The sequence below is a fragment of the Amycolatopsis alkalitolerans genome, assembly GCF_006152065.1.
GTDB lineage: Bacteria > Actinomycetota > Actinomycetes > Mycobacteriales > Pseudonocardiaceae > Amycolatopsis_E > Amycolatopsis_E alkalitolerans.
The window spans coordinates 40694-64532 of record NZ_VDFW01000019.1; the positions used below are offsets into that span (position 1 = coordinate 40694).

The 23839-nt window shown below is 70.3% G+C and carries 22 protein-coding genes and 1 pseudogene; 8 read left to right on the top strand and 15 right to left on the bottom strand.

From position 1 onward, the window contains the following. Positions 1–10 precede the first annotated feature (10 nt). The 8 genes from FG385_RS21085 to FG385_RS21120 all read right to left on the bottom strand — a co-directional run bounded on the left by FG385_RS21085 (position 11) and on the right by FG385_RS21120 (position 8931). Entirely contained in the window at positions 11–1648 is a 1638-nt protein-coding gene (locus FG385_RS21085; protein WP_139098484.1) for an ATP-binding cassette domain-containing protein, read from the bottom strand. Then, positions 1645–2535, bottom strand: coding sequence for an ABC transporter permease (locus FG385_RS21090; RefSeq protein WP_139098485.1), 891 nt, complete (start codon positions 2533–2535; stop codon positions 1645–1647). Before FG385_RS21090 ends, FG385_RS21085 begins: the two co-directional genes overlap by 4 nt. Next, on the bottom strand, positions 2532–3551 hold the full coding sequence (locus FG385_RS21095; RefSeq protein ID WP_139098486.1) for an ABC transporter permease: 1020 nt from the start codon (positions 3549–3551) through the stop codon (positions 2532–2534). Before FG385_RS21095 ends, FG385_RS21090 begins: the two co-directional genes overlap by 4 nt. A gap of 2 nt (positions 3552–3553) precedes the next feature. Then, complete coding sequence (locus FG385_RS21100; RefSeq protein ID WP_139098487.1) at positions 3554–5332, bottom strand: ABC transporter substrate-binding protein; 1779 nt, start codon at positions 5330–5332, stop codon at positions 3554–3556. A gap of 112 nt (positions 5333–5444) precedes the next feature. Then, a complete protein-coding gene (locus FG385_RS21105) occupies positions 5445–6152 on the bottom strand; it encodes an FAD:protein FMN transferase (protein ID WP_139098488.1) in 708 nt (235 codons plus the stop codon). Then, complete coding sequence (locus tag FG385_RS21110; protein WP_139098489.1) at positions 6152–6625, bottom strand: FMN-binding protein; 474 nt, start codon at positions 6623–6625, stop codon at positions 6152–6154. Before FG385_RS21110 ends, FG385_RS21105 begins: the two co-directional genes overlap by 1 nt. 238 nt (positions 6626–6863) lie before the next feature. After that, positions 6864–8165, bottom strand: coding sequence for a ferredoxin reductase family protein (locus tag FG385_RS21115; RefSeq protein ID WP_235022705.1), 1302 nt, complete (start codon positions 8163–8165; stop codon positions 6864–6866). A 43-nt stretch (positions 8166–8208) separates the two neighbouring features. Further along, positions 8209–8931: a hypothetical protein gene (locus tag FG385_RS21120; protein ID WP_139098490.1), complete on the bottom strand. Its 723-nt coding sequence runs from the start codon at positions 8929–8931 to the stop codon at positions 8209–8211. 228 nt (positions 8932–9159) lie between these two features. Here FG385_RS21120 and FG385_RS21125 point away from each other — a divergent pair, with 228 nt between their 5' ends. Together FG385_RS21125 and FG385_RS21130 are read left to right on the top strand one after the other, a co-directional pair. Continuing rightward, positions 9160–9765, top strand: a complete 606-nt coding sequence (locus FG385_RS21125; RefSeq protein WP_139098491.1) for a sulfite oxidase-like oxidoreductase — start codon at positions 9160–9162, stop codon at positions 9763–9765. Between the two features lie 11 nt (positions 9766–9776). Further along, complete coding sequence (locus FG385_RS21130) at positions 9777–10049, top strand: DUF6510 family protein (RefSeq protein ID WP_139098492.1); 273 nt, start codon at positions 9777–9779, stop codon at positions 10047–10049. On the opposite strand, the gene FG385_RS21135 is transcribed toward FG385_RS21130, so the two are convergent. The 4 genes from FG385_RS21135 to FG385_RS21150 all read right to left on the bottom strand — a co-directional run bounded on the left by FG385_RS21135 (position 10042) and on the right by FG385_RS21150 (position 13214). Beyond that, the gene (locus FG385_RS21135) at positions 10042–10626 is read right to left on the bottom strand and encodes a class F sortase (RefSeq protein WP_139098493.1); all 585 of its coding nucleotides are present in this window, start codon (positions 10624–10626) and stop codon (positions 10042–10044) included. The two genes, FG385_RS21130 and FG385_RS21135, sit on opposite strands and share 8 nt — an antisense overlap. Continuing rightward, positions 10626–11441, bottom strand: coding sequence for a choice-of-anchor P family protein (locus FG385_RS21140; protein WP_139098494.1), 816 nt, complete (start codon positions 11439–11441; stop codon positions 10626–10628). The genes FG385_RS21135 and FG385_RS21140 overlap by 1 nt, the downstream gene beginning before the upstream one ends. Before the next feature lie 316 nt (positions 11442–11757). Further along, positions 11758–12207 carry a GNAT family N-acetyltransferase gene (locus FG385_RS21145; protein ID WP_139098495.1) on the bottom strand — a complete coding sequence of 150 codons (450 nt, stop codon included), beginning with the start codon at positions 12205–12207 and terminating at the stop codon, positions 11758–11760. Continuing rightward, entirely contained in the window at positions 12204–13214 is a 1011-nt protein-coding gene (locus tag FG385_RS21150; protein WP_139098496.1) for a TetR/AcrR family transcriptional regulator, read from the bottom strand. The genes FG385_RS21145 and FG385_RS21150 overlap by 4 nt, the downstream gene beginning before the upstream one ends. Positions 13215–13304: 90 nt before the next feature. Here FG385_RS21150 and FG385_RS21155 point away from each other — a divergent pair, with 90 nt between their 5' ends. From FG385_RS21155 to FG385_RS21175, 5 genes are all read left to right on the top strand, one after another. Then, positions 13305–14447: a cytochrome P450 gene (locus FG385_RS21155; protein WP_139098497.1), complete on the top strand. Its 1143-nt coding sequence runs from the start codon at positions 13305–13307 to the stop codon at positions 14445–14447. Positions 14448–14449: 2 nt separating this feature from the next. Then, a complete protein-coding gene (locus FG385_RS21160; protein WP_139098498.1) occupies positions 14450–15439 on the top strand; it encodes an LLM class F420-dependent oxidoreductase in 990 nt (329 codons plus the stop codon). Between the two features lie 82 nt (positions 15440–15521). Then, positions 15522–16130: a hypothetical protein gene (locus FG385_RS21165; protein ID WP_139098499.1), complete on the top strand. Its 609-nt coding sequence runs from the start codon at positions 15522–15524 to the stop codon at positions 16128–16130. A 339-nt stretch (positions 16131–16469) separates the two neighbouring features. Beyond that, positions 16470–19052: a bifunctional YncE family protein/alkaline phosphatase family protein gene (locus FG385_RS21170; protein WP_139098500.1), complete on the top strand. Its 2583-nt coding sequence runs from the start codon at positions 16470–16472 to the stop codon at positions 19050–19052. A 229-nt stretch (positions 19053–19281) separates the two neighbouring features. Beyond that, a complete protein-coding gene (locus FG385_RS21175) occupies positions 19282–20760 on the top strand; it encodes an alkaline phosphatase family protein (protein WP_139098501.1) in 1479 nt (492 codons plus the stop codon). A gap of 85 nt (positions 20761–20845) precedes the next feature. Here FG385_RS21175 and FG385_RS35455 read toward each other — a convergent pair. The 3 genes and pseudogenes from FG385_RS35455 to FG385_RS21190 form a co-directional block, all read right to left on the bottom strand. Beyond that, positions 20846–20965: pseudogene (locus FG385_RS35455) on the bottom strand (hypothetical protein); the annotation flags it as partial. 25 nt (positions 20966–20990) lie between these two features. Continuing rightward, on the bottom strand, positions 20991–21599 hold the full coding sequence (locus FG385_RS21185; protein ID WP_407645520.1) for an FGGY-family carbohydrate kinase: 609 nt from the start codon (positions 21597–21599) through the stop codon (positions 20991–20993). A gap of 128 nt (positions 21600–21727) precedes the next feature. Further along, positions 21728–22306 carry a TRADD-N-associated membrane domain-containing protein gene (locus tag FG385_RS21190; RefSeq protein WP_139098503.1) on the bottom strand — a complete coding sequence of 193 codons (579 nt, stop codon included), beginning with the start codon at positions 22304–22306 and terminating at the stop codon, positions 21728–21730. A gap of 487 nt (positions 22307–22793) precedes the next feature. On the opposite strand from FG385_RS21190, the gene FG385_RS21195 reads away from it, so the two are divergent. Further along, a complete protein-coding gene (locus tag FG385_RS21195; RefSeq protein ID WP_139098504.1) occupies positions 22794–23789 on the top strand; it encodes an ABC transporter permease in 996 nt (331 codons plus the stop codon). Positions 23790–23839 lie beyond the last annotated feature (50 nt).

Here is a 23839-nt window from a genome sequence, read left to right on the forward strand (position 1 = left end):
TCTTGGGAGATTACACACCGCGCCGCGACGGATTCGCGGCGGCGGCGGATTGCGCGCCATTCGGCAACGCCGCGAGTAAGCACCTTGTGTAATCGTGTCGCGGAGAGAGCAGAACCTCCTCGACCGGGCCTGCTTCCACCAGCTCGCCGCGGTACATCACGGCGACCCGGTCGGCGATGTTCCACGCCAGCCCGAGATCGTGCGTGATGACCAGGCCGGCCAGGCCCAGTTCCCGCCGTAGCCGCAGCAGCAGCCCGAGGATTTCCCCGCGCACCGACGCGTCGAGCGAGGCGACCGGCTCGTCGGCGACGAGCACGGCCGGCCGCAGCGCGAGCGCACCGGCGATCACGACACGCTGGCGCTGCCCGCCCGACAGCTCGTGAGGCAGCCGCAAGAAGAACTGCTCGGCCGGGCGGAGTTCCGCGGCTTCCAGCGCTTCGACAACGAGTTGGCGTTCGTCACCGGGCAAGCCGTGGATCCGCAGGCCCTCCGCGACGGCCTCGTACACGGTGTGCCGCGGGTTGAGCGCGCTCGCCGGATCCTGCAGGACGAGCTGCACCCGGCGGCGGTACGACTTGAGCCCGCGCGGCGTCAGCGGGGCGCCCTCGAACAGGACCTCGCCGGAGGCCGGCTTCTGCAGGCCCAGCAGCGTACGCGCGAGGGTGATCTTGCCCGAGCCCGACTGCCCCACCAGCGCGACGATCTCGTTGCGCCGGACCTCGAGGTCCACCCCGGCGACGGCCTCGACTTCCCCGAACCGGACGCGCACGTCCCGGGCCGCGAGCCGCACGTCGTGAGCGGGCGGGGATTCCGGTTCCGGCGGCAGCGGGGTGCTGGTCGCCGGGGCGAACCGGGACGCCGGATCGCCGACCACCGGGAACGCCGCCGCGAGCGCGCGGGTGTGCGCGTGCCGCGGTTCGGCCAGCAGCCGCGCGCCCGGCCCTTCCTCGACCACTTCCCCCTGGTACATCACGGCGATGCGCGCGCACGTCGCGGCGAGCACGGACAGGTCATGGGTGATCATGATCAGCCCGAGGCGCCGCTCGGCCACCAGTTTCGTCATCAGCTCGAGTACCTGGGCCTGCACGACGACGTCGAGCGCGGTGGTCGGCTCGTCGGCGATGATCAGCTGCGGGCGGCAGGCCAGCGCCATCGCGATCATCATGCGTTGCTTCTGCCCGCCCGAGAGTTCGTGCGGGTACGCCGCGGCCCGCGAGGGCGGCAGGTCCACCTGGTCCAGCAACTCCGCGACCCGCGCCTTCACTTCGGCGTCGGACGGCGGTTTCTCCGCGTGCAACCGGATCGGCTCGGCGATCTGGGCGCCGACGCGGCGGACCGGGTTGAGCGCGTGCATCGCGCCCTGGAACACGATCGACGCCTCGGCCCACCGCACCGCGCGCAGCCGGCCCCACCGCATCGCGGTCACGTCCTCCCCGCCGAGCAAGATCTCGCCCGACACCCGCGCCGACTTCGGCAGCAGCCGCAGCACGCTCATCGCGACCGTCGACTTGCCCGAACCGGACTCCCCCGCCACGCCCAGCGTGTCCCCGGGCTCCAGACGCAGGTTGACACCGCGGACGGCCTCGACGTCGCCGCTGCCGGTGCGGTAGGTGACGCCGAGGTTCTTCAGCTCCAGCAAGGGACTCACGCGCGCTCCCCCCTCAGGCGCGGGTTCACGACCGTCTCCAGCGCCCGCCCGACGAGGGTGAAGCACAGCACGATCACCACGATCGCGAGCCCGGGCGGCAGCAGGTACCACCAGGCGCCGCCGGTCACCGCGCCCGAGGTCAACGCGCGCTGCAGCATCGAACCCCACGACACCGCGGTGGGATCACCGAGGCCGAGGAACGACAACGTGGACTCGGCGATGATCGAGTTCCCGACCACGAGCGTGGTGTTCGCCAGTACCAGGGGAAGCACGCCGGGCAGGACATGCTTGCCGACGACGTGCAGATGCCCGCCGCCGAGTGCCCTGGCGCGCTCGATGTACGGCCTGCTCTCGATCGTCATCGTCTGCGCGCGCACCAGCCGGGCGGTCGTGGGCCAGGACGTGACTCCGACGGCGAGGATGATCGTCGCGACGCCCTGGGGCAGCACCGTCGACAGTGCGATGGCGAGCACGAGTGACGGCAGCACGAGGAAGAAATCGGTGAACCGCAACAGGATTCCGGCCACCCACCGGCCGAAGTGCCCCGCGGCGATGCCGACGATCGTGCCGATCACCACCGACAGGATCGTCGCGGCGAACCCGACCAGCAGCGAGACGCGCGCCCCCCAAAGCGTGAGCAGCAGGACCGACCGGCCGTCGACATCGGTGCCCAGCAGGAACTCACCGCTCGGTGGCTGCAGCGGGCGGCCCGGTGCCTTCGTGACGTCGAGGCCCGCCGGGTCGGTGATCACCGGCGCCAGTACGGCGAGCACCACGATCACCGCGAGGATCCCGAGCCCGGCCAGTCCCCCGCGGTTCGTGGCGAACTCGCGCCACACGCCCGCCGCGGCCGCACGCCGGCGCCGCCAGACGATCGCCGCGGTCACCGGGCACGCACCCGCGGGTCGAGCACCCGGTAGAGCAGTTCCGCGATCAGGTTCATCACGATGACCGAACCGGCCAGCACCAGAAAGACTCCTTGCAGCAGCGGCAGATCCGGCACCTTCAGCGCCTCGTAGGTGAGCAGCCCCAGCCCGGGCCACGAGAACACCGTCTCCACCGTGACGGTGCCCGAGACGACCATGCCGAACTGGAGGAACACCAGGGTCACGGTCGGCAACAGCGCGTTCGGCACCGCATGGCGACGGCGCACCAGATCGTCGCGCAGGCCCTTCGCGCGGGCCGTCGTGAGGTACTCCGCGTCCATCTCGCTCAGCAGCGACGAGCGCATCACCAGCATGTACTGCGCGTAAAGCACCGCGAGCAGGGTCACGCACGGCAGCACCAGGTGGTAGGCGATCGTGCCGGCCTGCGCGAAGAAGCCCGGCCCGGCGTCCGGGGAGCGCATACCGCCGCTGGGGAACAGTCCGTGCGTCGCGATGAGCAGCAGCAGGCCGAGCCAGAACTGCGGCACCGACCACAACGTCAGCGCGATCCCGGTGTGGGTGCGGTCGAACCCGCTGCCCCGCCGCCACGCCGCCCGTACCCCGAGCCACAGGCCGAGCGCGACCGCCAGCAGCGTCGCGGTGCCGACGAGCAGCAGCGTGGGCCCGAACCGTTCGGCGATCAGGTCCGCCACCGGCCGGTTGTAGCCGAACGAGGTGCCGAGGTCGCCGTGGAGCAGACCACCCGCGTAGTCCAGGAACTGCTGGTACAGCGGCTTGTCCACGCCAAGGCGCGCCCGCAGTTGCGCGATCTGCTCCGGACTGGTCGGACGGTCCCGCGTCAGCGTCGCGACCGGGTCGCCCGGGACCATCCGGAACAGCAGGAACCCCAGTGCCACGACGAGCAGCAGGCTGACGACCGCCGCGCCGAGCTTGCGGAGCACGAACCCGGCGGTGCCGCCACCAGCCGGCCGCGCACCGGGCTCGGTCGGCTCAGCGCTGGTGAGCGCTTCGGTCACGGCTACTCCTGATCGTCGGCGGATTTCCGCCGCCGCGACGCGGTCACGCCCCCGACCGCCACCACGACGACCGCCGCGGCGCCGATCCCGACCCAGGCTCCCGGGGACAATCCGCCGCCGCTCCCGCCACCGCCTTCGGCGGGCGTCGCGCCGTAGAAGCTCCAGTAGCCGCTCTGTTCCATGATCGTGCCGGTGCCGGCCGGCTGCTTCGGGAACCCGGTGAACCGGTCGGACCGGTAGGCCTCCAGCGGGTTGTCGTAGTCGATGACGAAGCTGGGCACCTGGTCGTAGTAACGGGCCTGCGCCTGCTTCACGAGGTCCGCGCGTTTGGCCGGGTCGAGTTCGGCCCGCTCCCGCGCGTAGAGCGCGTCGAACTGCGGGTCGCAGAAGAACGAGGCGCTACTGCTGCTGCCCGCGGTCGCCGGCAGCGCCCCGCAGGTCTGCTTGCCGAGCGTGTAGTCCGGGTCGGGGCTGGTGCCCCAGCCGGAGAACGCCAGATCGTAGGTCCCGGCGTTGGTCCGGTCGTCCACCTCGTTGTCGGACACCAGTTGCTTGTCCACCTTGATGCCGATCGCGCCGAGCCAGCTGACCACGTAGTCCGCGGCGCGCAGCGAGAAGTCCTCGCTCGCCTTGCCGAGCAGCCTCAGCTCGAGCGGTTTGCCGTCGGGGCCGACCCGGGTTCCGTCGGCGCCCCGGCGATAGCCCGCCGCGTCGAGGGCGGCGCCGGCCGCGGCCGGGTCGAACTTGTAGCGCTGCGCGTCGCTCGGATCCCAGTGGTAGCGCGGGTACGCCAGGGGCAGCAGGCCGCCGCCGAGCTGGCCGTACCCGCCGAGGACCTTGTCGATCAGGGTCTGCGGGTCGATCGCCTGCGCGATGGCCTTGCGGACCCGGACGTCCTTGAGCGCGGGGTTGCCGTCGCCGATCGGCTGGCGGGCGGCGTTCTGCGCGCCCGGGTTCATCAGCAGTTCGCGGTAGCGGCGGCCGGTGGCCTTGCTGGTGGTGATGCCCGGCTGGCCCGCGAGGGTGTCGAGCTGGGTCGCGGTGAGCCGGTTGACGAGGTCGACCTCGTTGTTCCGCAGCGCGTTCACCGCGGCTTCGGCGTTCTTGTAGGTGATGAACTGCAGCTCGTCGTACTTCGCCTTGCCACGCCAGTAGTCCGGGTTCGCCTTGAGCCGGACGAGCTCGTTCGGGCGGTATCCGGTGATGAGGAACGGGCCGTCGCCCACGCCGACGACCGGCACGGTGTCCGTCTTCGGGTCGGCCATGTCGCTGATGCCCGCCCAGACGTGCTCGGGCACGATCGGCACGTCCAGCGCCGTCATGCTCGCCTGCGGCACCTTCGTCCTGATGACGAGCGTCCGGTCATCCGGTGCGGTGACGCTCGCGAAGTTCTCGACGTAGGTGCCGTTCGCTTCCTGTGCCTTCTTGTCGGACATGATCCGGTTGAACGTGAACGCCGCGTCCTTCGCGGTCACCGGCTGCCCGTCGGACCATTTCACGCCGGCGCGGATCTGGTAGGTCCAGGTGAGCTTGTCCGGTGAGGTCGTCCACGACTGCGCCAGCCCCGGGCTCGGCGAGTTGTCCTCGGCCGAAGGCAGCGTGAGGAACTCCCAGGCCAGGCGGCCGACCATGGTGCTGGAGGCGAACGAGGCGAGGAACGGGTTGAGGTGGTCGACGTCCTGCACGAGCGCCACTCGCAGCACCCTGCTGTCCTGCTGGGCCTGCGCCTGAGGCGCGAACGGGTCCGCCATGAGTGTCGCCGCGAGCGCGACCGCACCCACCCGCCACCGTCTGCCGAAGGACGACCGCACTGGTTCCGCCTTTCCATGGATTCCCCAAGGCGGAAAAGTAACCACATAGTCGTCTATCAGCGCAATATCTGACAACCGTTCGTTACGTTGAGGTCTGGACCATCAGGTCGTCCAGACCAGGTGAGCGCCGGACCCGGCGGTCCGCGCCGACCGCGAACACGAGGCAGCCCGGCTGCCCGGCCGCCCAGCCGGCGCCGGCCGCGCCCATCGCGAACGCCGCCGTGGACACCGCGTCGGCCGTGGTCAGGTCGGCGGCGACGACGGTCAGGCTCGTCAGCTCGCGGACGGGTTCGCCGGTGCGGCCGTCGTAGATGTGCTCACCGCGTTCGTAGCAGCCGGAGGTCGCGACCGCCTGATCCCGCACGGCGAGCACGGCGCACACCTGGTCTGCCCGCTCGGGATGGCGGATGCCGACCGACCACACCCGCCCCGCCGCGGCGACGTCACCGCCCGCGTTGAGGCAGAACGACCGGACGCCCTGGGCCCGCAGCAGATCCGCGGCACGCTGCACGGCCCAGCCCTTCACGATCCCGCTCGGATCGAACGGCCTGCCCGGCAGCCGCGCGCGGAACGCACCGCCGCTGCGCAACTCGTATTCGGCGCACAGCCGCTCGATCTCGGCCATCTCGGGACTGCGCAGGCCGAGCCGGACCTCGCTGTCGGGCCGGAAGGGGCTGAACCGGCGGTCTACCTCGGCGAGCCAGTCGAACACGACCTGGCCGCCGTCGGGCACGTGCTCGCGGATGTCGAGCGAGATCGGCATGCCCATCACGTGCTCGACCCGGCGCATCAGTGACCCTTGGCGTCGATCGCCGCCTGCAGCGACTGGGCGTAGGACTCGCTCGTGATGGTCGCGCCGGACACGGTGTCGATACGCGAGCTCTGGGCCTGCAGTGCCTCCTCGCGCAGGGTCGGCGCCGCCTCGCCGGCGATGCGCTGGCTGTGCCGGTCGCTCGGCTCGGTGATCAGCCGGACGTCGGTGATCCGGTTGCCGGTGAAGGTGACCTGCACCTGGTACGGCCCGTAGTCGCTGTCCACAGTGGACCCGTTGACGACCTCGGTCGCGGCTCGGGCCGGGGGCGCCGTGCTGGGTTGCCCGCTGGTGGACGGGCTGGTGGACGGGCTGGTCTGCGTCGGGGGCGCCGCGGGGAGTGTCGCGACCGGACCGGGCGCCGCCGCCGTGGCGGAGGTTTCGGGGTGATACCGCAGCAACGGCAGCAACCCGGCGATCGCGAACATCAAGACGATGAAGAACTTGCGCACGGCCCTGCTCCTAGTGTCGTGTGATCCTGTCCGGTTTACGTTGCCGTGTTTGCCCGTAGGGTCGTTGGGTTTGTCCGCTGCGGTGTCGAGTTGGCTGGTCCGGTCGCTGACTGTGCCCTAGGCGACAGCGGCCGGCCAACTCGATAACGCCCCGAGCCAACTCAGCGACGCCAAGGGCCAACTCAGTACCCTGGCGAACAAACACACCCGCGCGCAAAGACAACAAGATCACGAAACACTAGGCGGCGAAGGCGAAACGTTCGGTGTGGCACTGCGAATCCGGCAGGCCGAGCTCGGCCAGGGTGCCGCGGACGGCGTCGGTCATCCCCGGCGGGCCGCAGACGTACACGTCACGGCGGCGCAGGTCCGGAACCATCGACTTGAGGTGCCGCGGGCCCATCATCGGCCCGTAGCGGCCGACGGCGTTCGAGGGACCGGTGACGACGTAGAAGCGGGCGCGGCACCAGCGCGCGATCCGGGTCATCTCTTCGGTCAGGACCGGGTCACGGCCGCGGTAGATCACCGCGATGTCGTCCCCGGCGAGCGCGAACTCCTCCAGCAGCGCGCGGATCGGTGTCACGCCGACGCCTCCGGCGATCAGCAGCACCCGCTCGCGCGTGCGCCGCTCCCCCGTGAACGCGCCGTAAGGACCTTCGGCCAGTACCCGGACGCCGGGCCGGATCCCTTGCAGCCAAGCGCTTCCGTCGCCGAGCGCCTTCACGGTGATCCGCAGCGAATACCCGTCGGGCATCGCCGACAGGGAGTAGGGATGCGCCTCCCACCACCGGTTCGAAAAGCGCCAGAGGAAGAACTGCCCGGCCCGGGCAGGCAGGCGGTGCAGATCCCGCCCGCCGATTTCGACCGTCACCACATCCGGGCTTTCCCGGTGCACCGCGACCACCCGCAACCGGTGCCGGAAGTTTCGCAGCAGCGGCAGGGCGACGCGGCTCAGCCCGACCGCGGCGAGCGCGAGCCCGTAGAGCGCCCACCAGTAGAACCGCCCGATGGGTGAACCGACGAAATCCTGGCCGACCGAGACCTGGTGCAGGAAACCGAGGATCACGGCCAAGTACGCGCCCAGATGCAGCAGGTGCCAGCCTTCGTACCGCAGCCGGCGCCGCGCGCGGCGGGCCGAGCTGACCCCGACCACGACCAGCAGGGCCGTCGCGATGGTGGCCTTCAGCACGTCCTCGGTGTGGAACACGAGCGTGCCCACCTCCGCCAGCACCGGGCTGCCGTCCTGATGCGCGTAGCCGAGGGTGATGAACACGACGTGCGCGATGACGAGCCAGAGCACCCAGAACCCGCTCCAGCGATGCCACGCGGTGAGCCGGTCCATGCCCAGCCGCGATTCGAGGAACGGCACCCGCGCGACGAGCACGAGCTGCACCACGAGGGCCAGCGCGCCGTACAGCCCGGTCAGACGGCCCAGTGCGGTCAGCAGATCGCCGCTGGTCAAGCCGTGCCCGAGCACGAACAGGTCCGTCGCCCACACCGCGTTCAGTGCCACGAGCGCGAACAGCCATCTCTCCGCTTTCACCCGCCCGAGTCTCGGGAGGTTTTCTGGGCGAATCCTTGGAGGGCTACCGGCGGCGGCGTTGTTTCGGGGGCGCCGGCGGCGCGTAACCGAACTCCAACACGGCCTGCGGATGGACCTGGCAGCCGAGGAACCCGCGCAGTTCGGGCCGGGCCTTCTGCACCGCGTCCGGCCGCAGCAGAACCGCGGCCTGCGCACCGTGCACGCTGCTGGTGAGCAGCACCCGCTGGAGCGCGCGGCCGGCCTGCAGCTGGCCGCGGGCGGTGTCGGTATGCGAGCTCAGCACCGCGACCAGACCGTCCGAATCAGACAGCTGTTCCTTGAGCGTGCCGACCGCCGCAGCCGGCTCGAGGAGCGCGAGTTCGGCCTCTTCCCGGGCCGCGGCATGGACCAGCGCGGTGCGGACGCGCTGCGGGACGGGCCCGCCGGCGAACGGCCCGTGGTGTTCGCGCAGCGCCGGGATCGCGCGTGCCAGCGCCCGTTCGTGGTAGCTCGGGACGCAGGTGGCGCGGATCCAGACGACGGCGACCAGCCCGGGCCGGGTGTGGTCGGGCAGCAGATCCACGGTCGCGGCGTGGCCGGACGCCCGCAGCGCCAGCTGGATGTTGAGCACGGCGGCCCCGCACGCGGCCAGCGACTCACGGTCTCCGTCGTCGAGCAGCACATCGATCCGGCCTCGGCTCGCGCGCGTGTCCCCCGGGAACGGCACTCGCGCGGCGGCCGCGATCGCCGAAGTGACGTACTCGGGTTCCGACAAGGTCTTGGGCATCGGAAGGCTCCCTGAACGAGGGCGTGCGGCTCCAGGATCGGGCTCGTGGGTGGCGGCGGCAAGGGCACGGCGTCCCCGCCCACGAGGCCTTTTGTACTCCCTCCCCGGCCGCGGCTGAAGACCCGGGCCGAGCTGTTTTCCTGTTCCTAACCTGGGACGGCCCGCATGCGTTGTCCCGGCCGCTTCCCGGCGGCATGATTCGAGCTGAACAGCGCAGGAGGAGGGGCGATGTCCGTCGTGTCCCGTGGTTTCACCGGCCGCCGCAGCTCCGGCCCGCCCGGGCGGCTGCCGCCAGGCCAGTACGACGCCGGCGCCGCGTTCCCGGTGCTGTCCGCGGGCCCGGTGCCGCGCCGGCACCTCGACGCCTGGGATTTCACCGTGACAGGTGACATCGACGATCCGCTGAGCTGGACCTGGGCGCGGTTCCAGCAGCTGCCGCACCAGGACGTCACGGTCGACATCCATTGCGTCACCAGCTGGTCGAAGTTCGACACCCGCTGGTCCGGCGTCAGCGTCGACACACTGCTGGGCGAAGTCGAGACGGCCGCCGAGTACGTCGTGGCCTTCTGCGACGGCGGGTACACCACGAACCTGCCGCTGGAAGACGTTCTCGACGGGAAGGCGTGGATCGTCGACTCCTACGACGGGCAGCCACTGGCGCCCGAACACGGTGGCCCCGCCCGGCTGCTCGTGCCGCATCTGTACTTCTGGAAGTCGGCGAAGTGGGTGCGCGGCCTGAGGCTCAGCCTCGCCGACGAGCCGGGGTTCTGGGAGACCTTCGGCTACCACAACTACGGCGACCCGTGGAGGAACCAGCGCTACGCCGGCGACTGAGCGGAGACACGATGACCACACCCGATGACCGCCGGCTCGACGGGAACGCGATCTTGGGCCCGCTGAGCGAACTGTTCGCGATCGACCTCGCGACGGCGACGATCACCTGCGCGCACTGCGGGGCCGGCGGTCCGCTGGCCGCGTATCACCTCTACCCCGACGCCCCGGCGCTCGTGGTGCGCTGCCCGGCCTGCGCCGAGGTCGTGCTGCGGTACGCCTCCGACAGCCGCGGGCTCCGGCTCGAGATGACCGGAGCCCGCCTGCTCACCGTCGCGGCTACGTGACCAGTTTCGCGTAGACGATGATGTTGTCGAGATAGTTGTGGTGGGCCGCGTCGTAGGCGCCGCCGCAGGTGATCAACCGCAGTTCCGGGTCGGTCGTGTCGCCGTAGACCGCTTCGGTGGGGAAGGTCTTCTTCGCCACCTGGTCGACCTTCGTCACGGTGAACGTGCGGGTGCGGCCGTCGCCGCCGCCGACGACGACCTGGTCTCCGGCCTTCATGTCGTGCAGCCGCCAGAAGATGCCCTCCTGGTGGTTGCCGTCGATATGCCCGAGGATCACGGCCGGCCCGGTCTGGCCCGGCACCGGGCTGTACTTGTACCAGCCCGCCTGCAGCGGCTGGCCGACCGGCGGCACCTCGACGGTTCGGTCCGGGTTCAGGCCGAGCTGAACCAGGCTCGACCGGGCGCCGATGCTGGGCAGGTTCACCCAGGCAGGCGCTGGTGCCGGCGCGGGTGCGGAGGACGCCGGCGCGGGGGGTGGGGCCGGAGCCGCCGCGTCCGTTCCGCACCCGGCCAGCACCAGCGCCGAGAACAGGGCGAGCAGCGCCCCGGCCCAGCGCTGGAAACCGTTGCGCGGCATCAGTTCTCGATGACAGTCGCGAGGCTGCCGTCACCGGTCTGCGGGGCCCCCGCCGGGATGACGCTCACCTGACCGGCGCCGCCCGCCGGACCCGGGGTGGCGGGTCCGGCCGGTGGCGTGGTGGTGGTCCCGCCCGCCGGGGCGGTGGCCTTGCCGCAGGTCGCCGAGGCGAGCACGATGTCGCCGCTGCCGAGCGCGCCGGTGGCCTGTCCGCCGAGCAGCTTGATGTGCAGGGCGTTCACGGTGAGGCTGCCGTCGGAGCCCTTGACCTGCTCGTTGATGATCACCTGCACGACGCCGGGCACGCCCAGCTCCGTGTTCGGCGGCGCCGCGACGGGCACCTGGCCGATCCGGCCGAGGTCGAGCCCGGCGATCTCCGCACCGCCCGTGACTCCGTCCGCGGTCGAGGTGCACTTGGCGTTGATCACGCTCGCGGTCGGCGTGCTGCCGGCCAGCCCCGCGAGCACGGGCAGCGTCGCCCCGACGATCTCGGCGTTCGAGCTGACCTGGCCGGTCTGCGTGCTGTGCTCGGCCGAACTGCTGATGGCCTTCGCCGTGACCAGGCCCTCCAGCGGTACGTCCGCGACCGAGGCGCTCGTCGGGCCGGTGGTTCTCGACGCCGCGAGCTTTCCGGTGTCCACGGTGATGCCCCCGTTGCCGAGCACGCCGGGCAGCAGCGAAACCGACGCCGAAGCGCCGTAGGCCGAACCGGTGCCGGGGGCGGTGGCCGCGGCGGCCGGAGTGAGTGCGCCGGCCAGCAGCACGCCCGCCGCGAGGCCGAGCACACCGGAGGAGCGCAGCACTGTAACCCGCATGAATCGTCCCTTCAAAACGTGGAAAATGCGGCTCGCAACTGAAAACGTCCCCGACACGGCGAGCGCCGCTGAAGCTACCAACACGGGGGGCGCAGCCCAAGCGGCTTCGTTTTCACGTGCGCCGTAACGAGCGTTCTGAGTAGCAGGCGCTCTCCGACTTCTCACCCTTTGGTGTGACGACCGGCTGAGCGCGGCGGGCAGTGGTCGTGACTGAGCGTGCCGTTTCCGCCCGTTCACCGGATGTTTGCGTCCGCACTCCACCTGGAGAGGTGATCATTCGGTCGGCGCGCCGAAAACACCCTCCGCTAGGTGCCGGTTACGAGCTCAGCCGGCGCGCCATCCACTCACCGGCGGTGCGCGTGAAACCGTTGCGGCGGTAGAGGTCCGCCGCGTGCCGGTTGTGCTCGTACACCCGCAGCACGACGCGATCCGCCGCCTGCGCCGCGGCCCACCGCACCACCGCGTCGATCAGTGCGTCGCCGACACCGCGGCCGCGGGCCGAGGGCGCGACCCACATCGAGATCAACTCGACCGCCCGCCCTCGGTCGGGGGCCGTGCCGCTGACCATGCCCACCGGGACATCGCCGGCCTCGGCGAGCACGTTGAACGGGACGTCAATCAGCCGTCGCCGCCAGCGCGGCTCGTCCTCGTGCTCCCAGCCGGCCAGGTTCGCCCCGAACGCGCCGGGCGCATCGCGCAGCGCGGCCAGCCTCATTTCCCGCCAGGCCGCCCAATCGTCGGCCGAGAGCACGCGCAGCCCGATCATGACCGGCGCGCGCGTGCCCGCGTGACGGCATGACAGGCACCGGGGCCCGACGCGCGCGCCACGATCCGGCCACCGTCGAGCCGGACCGCGAGTTCGGTCGTGTCACCGGCGTCCGCTCCGGCGGCCGCCGCGAGCGCCCCGGTTTCGTCGAACAGCACGCGCACCCGCGGCGGCCCGGGGAACGCCTGGCGCAGGCAACCCTCGACTTCGGCGATCATCCAGCGCGCGAGCGGCATGAGCTCGGCCGGTTCGCTCGCGACGACGACAACGGTGACGTCGGCACCCATGCGCAGCGCTTGTTCGGCCGCGGACAGCCGGCGCAGGCCGAGCACCGCCACCACCCCGTCGGCCGGGTCCGCGACCGTCCACGGTTCGTCGACGACGTCGAGGTGCTGGATGGGCGGCGGCGACCAGTGGTCGTTCAGCGCGAGCCCCGCCAGTTGCTCGCAGGCACTCACCATGTCGAACGGCTCGACGAACCCGGGCGCGGCGGCCGTGAGCCAGCTCGCGCCCTGCAAGGTCGTCAGCACGATCCGCGCCGCGCGCACGAGCCGCGCCGGTGGCGCGCCGGGCGGCGTTTCCGGGGGCGCCAACCGTTCCCAGGACAACGCGAGCAGTAGCGCGCCGAACTCCATCAACTCGGCGAAGGCGCCCCGGACGGTGTCGTCGGAGAGAGCCTCGGGGATCAGGTCGCGACCGAGCGATCGCTCGTCGAGCCGCGCGACCCAGGCTCGCCCGAACGCGCCGATCGCCTCCTGCGCGGTACGCCCCACCTGAGGATCCGGCGGGCCCGATGCGCGCTCGGCGAGATCGGCCAGCACGGCGAAGTACAGGGCGCGCTTGCCGGGGAAGTTCGAATACACCGCGCCGCGCGTGAGTTCGGCGCGTTCCGCGATCAGATCGACCTTCGCGTCACGGAAACCGCGCTCGGCGAACTCCTCCCGGGCGGCGGCGAGCACTTTCGCCCGGTTGCGCTCCTGGGTCTCCGCTCTGGTGAGCCGGACCATCGTCCCTCCCCCGCCGTTGCCTCCTGCCGGGAATCAGGCTACGTTCACCATCCAGATGATGACATCATTTGAAATCTGACTGGAGGTTCCATGGTTCCCGAGATCGACCTGTCCGACCCGTCCGTGCTGCGGGATCCGTTCACCGCGTACGGCGAGGCACGCGAGCGCGCCGTCGTCGCGCGGTTGCCGGCGCCGGGTTTCGGCACGATGTGGGCGGTGCTGCGCCATGAGGAGGCCCGCGCGATGCTCGGCGATCCGCGGTTCAGTCCCGGTCCCGGCAGCTACCAGCGGCTCGATGTGCCGGAGCACTGCCGCCCCTACCTGCGCACGATGCAGGAGGTAGGGGCCGAGGAGCACCTCAGGCTCCGGCGAACCGTCGCCCCCGCCTTCGCCCCGCGGCGCGCCGAAGAGTTCCGGCCACGCGTCGAGCGGATCGTGGCGAAACTGCTCGGCGAACTCCCTTCGGACACCGTCGATCTGCTGCCCGCCTTCGCACGCCCGCTGCCGATCGAGGTGATCTGCGAGATGGCCGGGATCGACGAGGCGGACCGGCCGCGCTGGCATTCCTACGGCGCCGCGATCGCCGCCGGGGCGGTCGACTCGTTCGCGTCCTCGATCCCGAACGTCATCGAGGACGCCAAGGCCGCGCTCGCCGCCCACCGGATCGCCCCGGCCGACGATCTGGTGACCGACCTGCTCGGCGCGGAGCTCACCAGCACCGAAACGATCACCCTGATCTGGCATCTCGTGCTGGCCGGGCAGACCCCGGCGAACCTCATCACGAACGCGGTCGAAACGCTGCTCGCCCATCCCGATCAACTCGCCGCGCTGCGGGCCGACCCGGCGGCGATGCCGGGGGCCGTCGAGGAGCTACTGCGGTGGTGTGGACCACAGCTGTTCACGATCCCGCGGTTCGCCGGCGAGGACGCCGAGATCGGCGGTGTGCGGATCCCCCGGGGCGAGCCGGTGACGGTCGCGATCGCCGCCGTGAACCGGGATCCGCGCGCGTTCGACGATCCCGGCCGGTTCGACCTCACGCGCCGCGCCGGCGCGGGTCACCTCAGTTTCGCGCACGGGCCCCATTTCTGCCTCGGCGCCGCATTCGCCCGTGTGCAGATGGAGGTCGCGCTTTCGGCTCTGTTCCGCCGTTTTCCCGGCCTCCGCGTGGCTGACCTGGAGCGCGCTCCAGACCCGGGAACGTGGCGGCTCACGACGCTCCGTCTAGAGTTCTGAGCATGCGCTTCGGACTCTTCGTGCCACAGGGGTGGCGACTGGATCTCACCGGTATCGACCCGGCGGAACACTGGAGCACGATGCTCGGCATCGCGAAGATCGCGGAGGAGGGGCCGTTCGAATCCATCTGGGTCTACGACCACTTCCACACCGTGCCCGTGCCGACCGGCGAAGCCACGCATGAGGCGTGGGCTCTCATGGCGGCCTACGCCGCGGCGACGAAGCGGGTGCGGCTCGGCCAGATGTGCACGTGCATGGCCTACCGGAACCCGGCCTATCTCGCGAAGTTCGCCGCGACCACCGACATCGTCTCGGGCGGCCGGGTCGAAATGGGCATCGGCGCGGGGTGGTACGAGCACGAGTGGCGGGCCTACGGCTACGGGTTCCCGTCGGCGGGCGAGCGGCTCGGACGGCTCGACGAGGGCGTGCAGATCATGCGCCAGCTGTGGACCGAGGGGAAGGCCTCGCTGAACGGCCGGTACTACCAGGTCGACGGCGCGATCTCGCGCCCGCTTCCGGTGCAGGACGGCGGGATTCCACTGTGGATCGCCGGTGGCGGGGAGAAGAAGACCCTGCGCATCGCCGCCCGGTACGCGAACTACACCAACTTCGCCGGTGACGCGGCCGGGTTCGCCCACAAGTCCGAGGTGCTCGCCGGGCACTGCAAGGACCTGGGCACCGACTTCGACGCCATCGTGCGTTCGGCGAACTACAACGTCGTCATCGGCGAGACCGAGAAGGACGTGCAGGACCGCCTCGCGTGGATCCGTTCGCACTACGAGCCGCACGTTCCGGCGGACGTCCTCGAATCCGCGCACCGGACGTTCGCGACCGGGCCGCTCGTCGGCACCCCGGAGCAGATCGTGGAACGGCTGACCGAACTGCGCGCGCTCGGCATGACGTATGCGATCACTTACTTCGCGGACGCGGCGTACGACCGCGCGAGCATCGACCTGTTCGCCAGCAGGGTGATCCCGGAACTGGCGGGCTGAGCTGGGCGGAGTGGGCCCTGCCGGACGCGGCGGGGCCCCGTGCCAGGATGGCCTCCCGATACGCGGGAGAAAGGGCTTTCCGGTGCGGAGCAAGGTCTTCTGGTTCGCGGTGCTGGCCGCGGCGGTCACGCTGGCGGTCGCCGGCTGCACGGAGTCGGTCCCGGGGCGCGCTCGCGGGTCCACGGCCCCCGCGAGTTCGACGACCGGTGGCGCGGCGATCACGGTCGCGACCATGCACGTCACGCTGCCCGAGGGCATGCACTACACGAAAACCTCGTCCGGCGACTCGCTCGACGGTTGCCTGACCGCGCACTCGGTGACGTGCGCCGCGCGGATGCTCGACCTGCGCGCGGCCTCGGGCGACCCGCAGTTCGACGCCCCGAGCGCGAGCCGCCCCTACGGCTGGTACACGGGAAGCGGTGCGCCGCGGTGCGTCACCCCGTCCACCCCGCCCGGCGCCGGTCCGGCCGCAACCGGCAGCACGGTCGTGCAACGGGGATTCGCCCCGATCGGGCCGAAGACCGCAGACTACGCGCGCTGGCACGTCACGTGTACGGACCCCGCCCAGGACAGCGAGATCCGGATGTGGTGGCTGCCGGTGAGCAAGATCCTCGTGCTGGAATACGCCAGCACACCGGCGCTGGACCAGCAGATCGACCGTATCCTCGCCGGGGCGACGTTCGACCAGTAGGTGTCCCGTAGTTGATCTGGCGGTGGGTCTACCGGCAGGTCCACTCAACGCCGCCACAGTGCACTCGGCGGACACCCACCCACCAGCCGACTGCCACCAACCTGACGGCCAAACTCAAGCCAGGCACTGGTATTTCACCCGTAACGTCGCATCGGTGCCGAAGTGGCGAAGACTCCGATCGCTGCTTGTTTTTCCGTTTTTGACTCCTTCGACGGCCAGCGGTTGCCGAGCGTTCACTCGCCGGAGTGACCGGCGTCAGGATCCGGTGCCTACGGTTTGCACGTTCAATCGCTCCAGACAGCAGCGGGGCGAGTGGCATCCGGAGCAAGGGAGGACGGGATGCGGTTCATCCGCAAGACCCAGTCAGGACGGCGTCCACCGAGAGCGAGGACTACGGCGGCGATCGCCCTCGGCACCGTCGCGGTCGGCACGGCGGTGGCCGTCGCGGCCACCCAGGCGGTACACGCCGGACCAGCGGGCGACGGCACGGCGGTGACCCCGGTCGGGTTCCGGGTGACGCCACCCGGGCAGCAGACCACGCTCGGTGACCTGCCGTTGAGCAGCGCGGCGTCTCCAGACGGAAAGTCGATGCTCGTGGTCAACGCCGGCGACGGCGACCAGTCCCTGCAGATGATCGACACGGCATCCGGCAAAGTCATCCAGACCATTACCTACAAGGCGCCGCAGGCCATCTTCGCGGGCGTCACCTTCAGCCCGGACGGGCAGCGGGCCTACGTCTCGGGCGGCGGCAACAACGTGATCCGCACGTACTCCGTTTCGGGCCAGCACCTGACCGAGACCGCGACGATCGCGCTGCCCACGAAGAATCCCAGCGGGGCCAGTGTGAACATGTACCCGGCGGGACTGGCGGTCACGCCCGACGGCAAGCGCCTGGTGGTCGCCGACCAGCTCGCCGACGCGGCCACCGTCGTCGATCTTGCGACCGGCGCCACCAGCACCACCGGGGTCGGCCACGCCCCCTACGGCGTCGTGTTGAGCAAGGACGGCGGCACCGCGTACGTCACCAACCAGGGCGCGAACACGGTGAGCGTGCTCGACATCGCCGGCGCGGCCCCGGTCGTGCGGACCACGATCGGCGTCGGCACGCACCCGAACAACGCCGTGCCGAGCGCCGACGGCAAGCGGCTTTACGTCGCCGACGGCGACAGCGATCAGGTGAGCGTGCTCGACACCGTGGCAAACCGGGTGTCGCAGACGATTTCCCTTGCCCCGTACCAGAACGCGCCGGTGGGCGCCAACCCCGACGGCCTCGCGCTGTCGCCCGGCCAGCACACCCTGTACGTGGCCAACTCCGGTGACAACGACATCGCGGTGGTCGACCTCGACCGCGCGGAGGTCCGTGGGCTGATCCCCACGGCGTGGTACCCCACGAGCGTGCAGGTCGTCGGGAAGCGGCTGCGGATGGTCAACGCGAAGGGACTGGGGGCGGGACCGAACCCCAACGGGCCCAACCCCTACACCGACGACCAGCGCCGCAAGACCGACCCAGAAGGCTTCAACGCGCAGTACGTCGGCTCGATGATCAAGGGTTCACTGTCCACTATCGACGTTCCCGATGCGGGGACGCTGGCGAACTACACCCGTCAGGTCAACGACAACGACGGCTTCGCGCAGGGTGCCGGCGTGCGCGGCACGGGTGGCCCGGGCACGGCCATCATCCCGCGCCACGCCGGTGACCCCACGCCGATCAAGCACGTGATCTACGTGGTCAAGGAGAACCGCACCTACGACCAGGAGTTCGGCAGCCTGGGCAAGGGCAACGGGGACCCGTCGCTGAACCTGTTCGGTGACGGAACGGCACCGAACCTGCGGGCACTCGAGCGCCAGTACGCCGACCTCGACAACTTCTACGCCAACGCCGAGGTCTCGGCGCAGGGCTGGAACTGGGCGGTGGCCTCCAATTCCAACCCCTACACCGAACAGACCTGGGTGGCCAACTACTCCGGCCGCAACCACCCCTACCCGTCGGAGAACGGCGACCCGGCTATCGCGCCGAACCGCGACCCCGCTGACGCCTACATCTGGGACCGGCTGGCCGACGCCCATGTGTCCTTCCGCAACTACGGCTACTACGTCAGCCCGAACAGCACCAACCAGGAGATCGCCAGTGATCCCCGCCTGAACGCGAACACCGACCACGCCTACCGCGGGTTCGACCTCAACTGCCCGGACTCGGCCAACAGCTTCAAACCGCTTTCGGCCTCGTGTGGCAGCCCCCGGATCGACGAATGGCAGAAGGAGTTCGGCGGCTACGTCACCAACCACAACCTGCCGACGATGGAATTCGTGCGGCTGCCCAACGATCACACGTCCTCGACCGCGCCGGGCAAGCCGACCCCGAAGGCCTACGTCGGTGACAACGACTGGGCGACGGGGCAGCTCGTCGACGCGGTCTCGCACTCGCCGTATTGGAAGGACACGGCCATCTTCGTCACCGAGGACGACGCGCAGGCCGGTCCGGACCACGTCGACGCCCACCGCACGACATCCGAGGTGATCAGCCCCTACACCCGCACCGGCAAGGTCGACTCGACCTTCTACAACACCGCGTCCATGCTGCGGACGATGGAGCTGATCCTCGGGATCAAGCCGCTCACCCAGTTCGACGCGTTCGCCACGCCCATGGTCGGCGCCTTCACCAACAAGCCCGACTTCACCCCCTACACCGCCGTCAAGCCCACCACCGACCTGACGGCCGTCAACACCGCCAATTCCCCGATGGCGGCGCAGTCGGCGCAACAGGACCTGTCGCAGGCCGACCGCATCAACGAGTACGAGTTCAACCAGGCGACCTGGGAAAGCGTCAAGGGTGCGAACAGCCCGATGCCGCTGCCCCTCAGCAACGGTGTGCCGTTCGTGCCGCCGGCCAACCCCACCGGGCCCAACGGCAGCGACGGCTGACGTCCTGGCCACCCGGTCACCGGCCCCTGTCTCCCCGCGGAGGCAGGGGCCTCCGCCTATCTCGGGCAGGACCGGAAACCGGTTCGCAGCAAGGAAAACCAGACTAACCCGCCGAAATCTCCGCACCGGATCGACCTGTAGCGGTGTTGTTCATTGCGTTTGCCGGCGATCTTCACCCCCCGTCCATCGGTGGTCGCCACGATTCCCTTGACACGGTGAGGAGTTCGGCATGCACGAAGACCAGTTCGAGGGCGTCACCCGGCGGAGAATGCTCGGCGGTACCGCGGGCGCGGCGGCCCTGTCCCTGCTGCCCGGGTCCATGCGCACGGCGTTCGCGGCACCGGAACAGCGGCTGCGTTCCCTGGACCAGATCGAGCACGTCATGATCTTGATGCAGGAGAACCGCTCGTTCGACCACTACTTCGGTTCGCTCAAGGGCGTGCGGGGGTTCGACGACCCGTCCGCGATCACCCTGCCCACCGGGCGTTCGGTGTTCTACCAGCCCGACCCGGAGAACCCGGACGGCTACCTGCTGCCGTTCCACAACGACACCACGACCACCAGCGCCGCGATCGCCTATGGCACGAGCCACTCGTGGCAGTCGCAGCACCTGGCGTGGAACGACGGCCGCATGGACAACTGGGTGCCCACGCACCGCGCGGCGGACGGTAGCGTCAAGGGCCCCTTCACGATGGGCTACTACACTCGCGACGACCTGCCCTTCCACTACGCGCTGGCCGACGCCTTCACCATCTGTGACAACTACTTCTGCTCGGTGTTCGGACCGACGCATCCGAACCGGGTGATGGCGATCAGCGGCACCATCGACCCCGATGGCAAGCTCGGGGGCCCGGTCGTGGACAACTCGCCCACCGGGTTCCGGTGGACCACCTACCCGGAACGGCTGCAGGCGGCCGGCGTCAGCTGGCGTTACCTCACGGCCAACCCGTACGGCACCGATCTGGGCTGGTTCGAGGCCTTCCAGGATGCGAAGCCCGGTGACGCGCTGTATGAGAACGCGATGGTGCCCTACTCGCCGTCGATGGTGGCCGACCTCATCCGCAAGGACGAACTCCCGTCGGTCACCTGGCTGGACGCGCAGTGGCTCCCGTCGGTCTACGGCCTGCCCGAGGCGGCGGAAGGGCCGGGCAACCTGTCCGCGGCCGGCGCCGAATACATCTACACCATCCTCGACGCGCTCGGCTCACGCCCCGACGTGTGGGCCAAGACCGTTTTCATCATCAACTACGACGAGAACGACGGCCGTTTCGACCACGTGCCACCGCCCACCGCGCCCGAGGGAACCCCGGGAGAATGGGTCACCGTCTCGCCGCTGCCCGGCGGGGCATCGGGCATCGCCGGTCCGGTCGGCCCCGGCTTCCGGGTGCCCGCGCTGGTGATCTCACCGTGGAGCCGCGGTGGCTGGGTGTGCAGCGACACGTTCGACCACACCTCCACGCTGCGTTTCCTGGAGCGGCGGTTCGGGGTCCGCGAGCCGAACATCAGCGATTGGCGGCGCCGCGCGGTCGGCGACCTGACCTCGGCGCTGCGCCTGGACGATCACGACGTGTCATTCCCCCGGCTGCCCGATCCGGTCGCGCTGTACGACCTGCAGAAGGAGGAAGCGGCCACGCTGCCGGCCCCCACCGTCCCGGCGGACCAGCAGGTCCCGCACCAGGAGCCGGGACGGCGGCCGCACACGCGCTGACTCCGGGTCGAGCCCCGCGATCGCCTGCGGGGACTCCGGCGACGATCTGGTGCTCGCGCACCACACGGACGTGCACGTCCGGCACCAGGCTCAGCGCGCGGCGGCCCTGGCCGGGCCCGTGGTCCAGCACGATCGTGCCGGTGGTGGCGATGCCGAGCGCGGCGGTGATGACCACGGCGTCGAGCGGAGCACGGTAGCCGATCACCCGGTCCTCGACCAGGTCGGCGCCTTCACGCCACCTCGTTCGTGCTGCGCAAACGGGCCTCCGCGGCGGCCCAGTCGCCGCCCGTGGGGACGTACCTTCGCGGGCGGTGTGTGCGCCGGATCAGGGCCCGCATCGCGGCCAGGTCCGGCAGGCTGGCGCCCAGCGCCCGCGCCTGGACGAGCACGTTGCCGAGCGCGGCTGCCTCGACCGGCCCGGCGAGCACCGGCGCCTCACAGGCGTCGGCGGTCAGCTGGCACAGCAACTCGTTCCGGGCCCCGCCACCGACCACGTGCACGACGTCCACCGACCGGCCCGCCAGCCGCGCGGCTTGCCGTACGGTACGCCGGTAGGCCAGCGTCAGACTGTCCACAATGCACCGCACGATCTCCGCCCGGTTCTCCGGTGGCCGTTGCCCGGTCGCTTCGCAGGCCTGCCTGATCCGCGCGGGCACGTCGCCGGGGGCGAGGAACACCGGCGCGTCGATGTCGCTCACGGCTGCCAGCGGCGGGGCGTCGGCCGCTTCGGCGAGCACCCGCGGCAGGTCGTGCTCGTCCCAGGCGCGCAGCGTTTCGGTCAGCACCCACGCGACCACCGCGCCATCGACGCGAAGAACCGCGGTCTCGCCGAGGCACATCTGCGGGCCGTGCGGGGAAGGTACTGAGCCGTTCGTTGCCAATCCGGCGGCAGCCATGGCGGAAACGGGTTTCTACGAGCGGGTCGGCTGCGAACCGTGTCCGCCTACTTTCCGTCGGATTGGTAACGTCAGCTCTCGCCGTCCTTGCCGTTCCCGGCCGCCTTCGCCACCGGGTTCCGCAGCGTCTCCAGTTCGTCGCCGGGGAACAGCAGGTGCATGCTGATCACCTCGTACATCCGGTTGCGGGCCTGCCGGTCACCGATCTCGGCGGTCGCCGCCAGCGCACCCTGCAGCGCGCTGAACCGCCGCACGCTGCCCTCCAGCCCGCGCAGGTTCTCCGCCGCCCGGTCGCGGACGATGTTGGCCTGGCGGAACAGCAGCCGTCCGGCGGCGGCCGGGATGGCACCGGCCACCGCCGTCACCACGCCGACGTCGAGTCCGGCGAAGTAGGTGAGTGCCCCGCCGACGAGCACCACCGAGAACCCCAGCAGGCCCGACCACAGCGAGGCCTGCTGGTACGCCGAGTGGTGTTTGAGCGCGATCCGGTGGTGCTCGAGGTAGATCTCGGCTTCCTGGAGCGCGGTTCGCGAGATCGCGGTCATCTCGCCGTCCGGCGTGAGCGGCGGGTTCGCGTTCGTCCGCGTCCCGCGCCGGGCGGAGAGCCGGATGCCCTCCTCGCCCGGATCATGCCGAACTCGCGCGAACACCTGCTCTGCGTGCCCGGACTCCTCCCGGAGCCGCCGGGCCTGGAGCCGGGCCGGCCAGCACCACGCCCAGCGCGGCCGCCAGGATCGCGCAGGTAACGATGACGGGAGCTGCCGTTGTCACCACCGGAGCCTACCGGTCACCGGCCTCCCGGACGGTCCCGGCCGCCACGGCGCCTAATCCACTTCGCACCACGGCGCAACCGCCGAAAGTCGCCTTTTCCGTTTTCGCACCCGGTCCGAAAAATCAGGAAACATGGCCGACAAAGTGCGATAACAAGTGGTTTGGTCCTCTTTGTTCCGTTCTGCTCCAGCAGTTTTGCGCGATCGGTCACGCAATCCGGTCCATTCGTCCGATCGCTCGGTCACAATTCCGCTTCGAAGGCGGGTCACGTCTGGCCTAACTCGCTTTGACAACAGAGGCTGTCCGGGATTCATGGGCCTGTCACCCAGAATTTCCGAGCGGTAAAGGTGAAAGGGGTCAAGGCGGATGGCAGCTCCGCTGGACGTGTCGTCCACCGAGGCGCAGCCCGAATCCGTGATTTCCGGAATGGGCAAAGCGATCGAAGGCCGCTCGTTGAGCCAGATCGCCTGGCTTCGCCTGAAAAAGGACAAATGGGCAATAGTCGGCGGTGTGGTGATCGCGCTGCTGATTCTCGCCGCGCTCGCCTCGCTCATTCTCAATGCCGTCGGGGTATTGCAGCCCGACACTTATCACCCCGGTCTCATCGACGCCACCTACGGCCGCCCGGTCGGCACGTTCGGCGGGATCAGCTGGGCGCATCCGCTCGGCGTCGACCCCTCCAACGGGCGTGACCTGCTTTCCCGCATCCTCGTCGGCTCGCAGTTCTCGCTGCTCATCGCCGCCGGCTCGACCTTGCTTTCGGTCGTCATCGGCGTCGTCATGGGCCTCGTCGCGGGGTTCGCCGGCGGCTGGGTCGACACGGTGATCAGCTGGCTGATGAACGTGTTCCTCGCGTTTCCCCTGCTGCTGTTCGCGATCGCGCTCTCGGGCGTGGTCCAGCAGTCCGCGTTCGGCCTGTCCGGCAACACCCTGCACGTGGCCGTGCTGATCTTCGTGATCGGATTCTTCAACTGGCCCTACATCGGCCGCATCGTGCGCGGTCAGACGCTCTCTCTGCGCGAACGCGAGTTCATCGACGCGGCCCGCAGCCTCGGCGCCCGCAGCGGTTACATCCTGCGCCGTGAGCTGCTGCCCAACCTGCTCGCCCCGATCCTGGTCTACACCACGCTGCTGATCCCGACGAACATCCTGTTCGAGGCGGCACTGTCCTTCCTCGGGGTCGGTCTGCACCCGCCCACGCCGAGCTGGGGCGGGATGCTCTCGGACGCCGTCAGCAACGGCTCGTACTCGGCCGATCCGGAGTACGTGCTGGTCCCGGGCCTGGCCATCTTCCTCACGGTGATGGCCTTCAACCTGCTCGGCGACGGCCTGCGCGACGCGCTCGACCCGCGTGCGCGTTAGGCCCCCGGTTTCCCCCTTTTCCACCAGAAAGTACGAGGAGCGTGGCACTC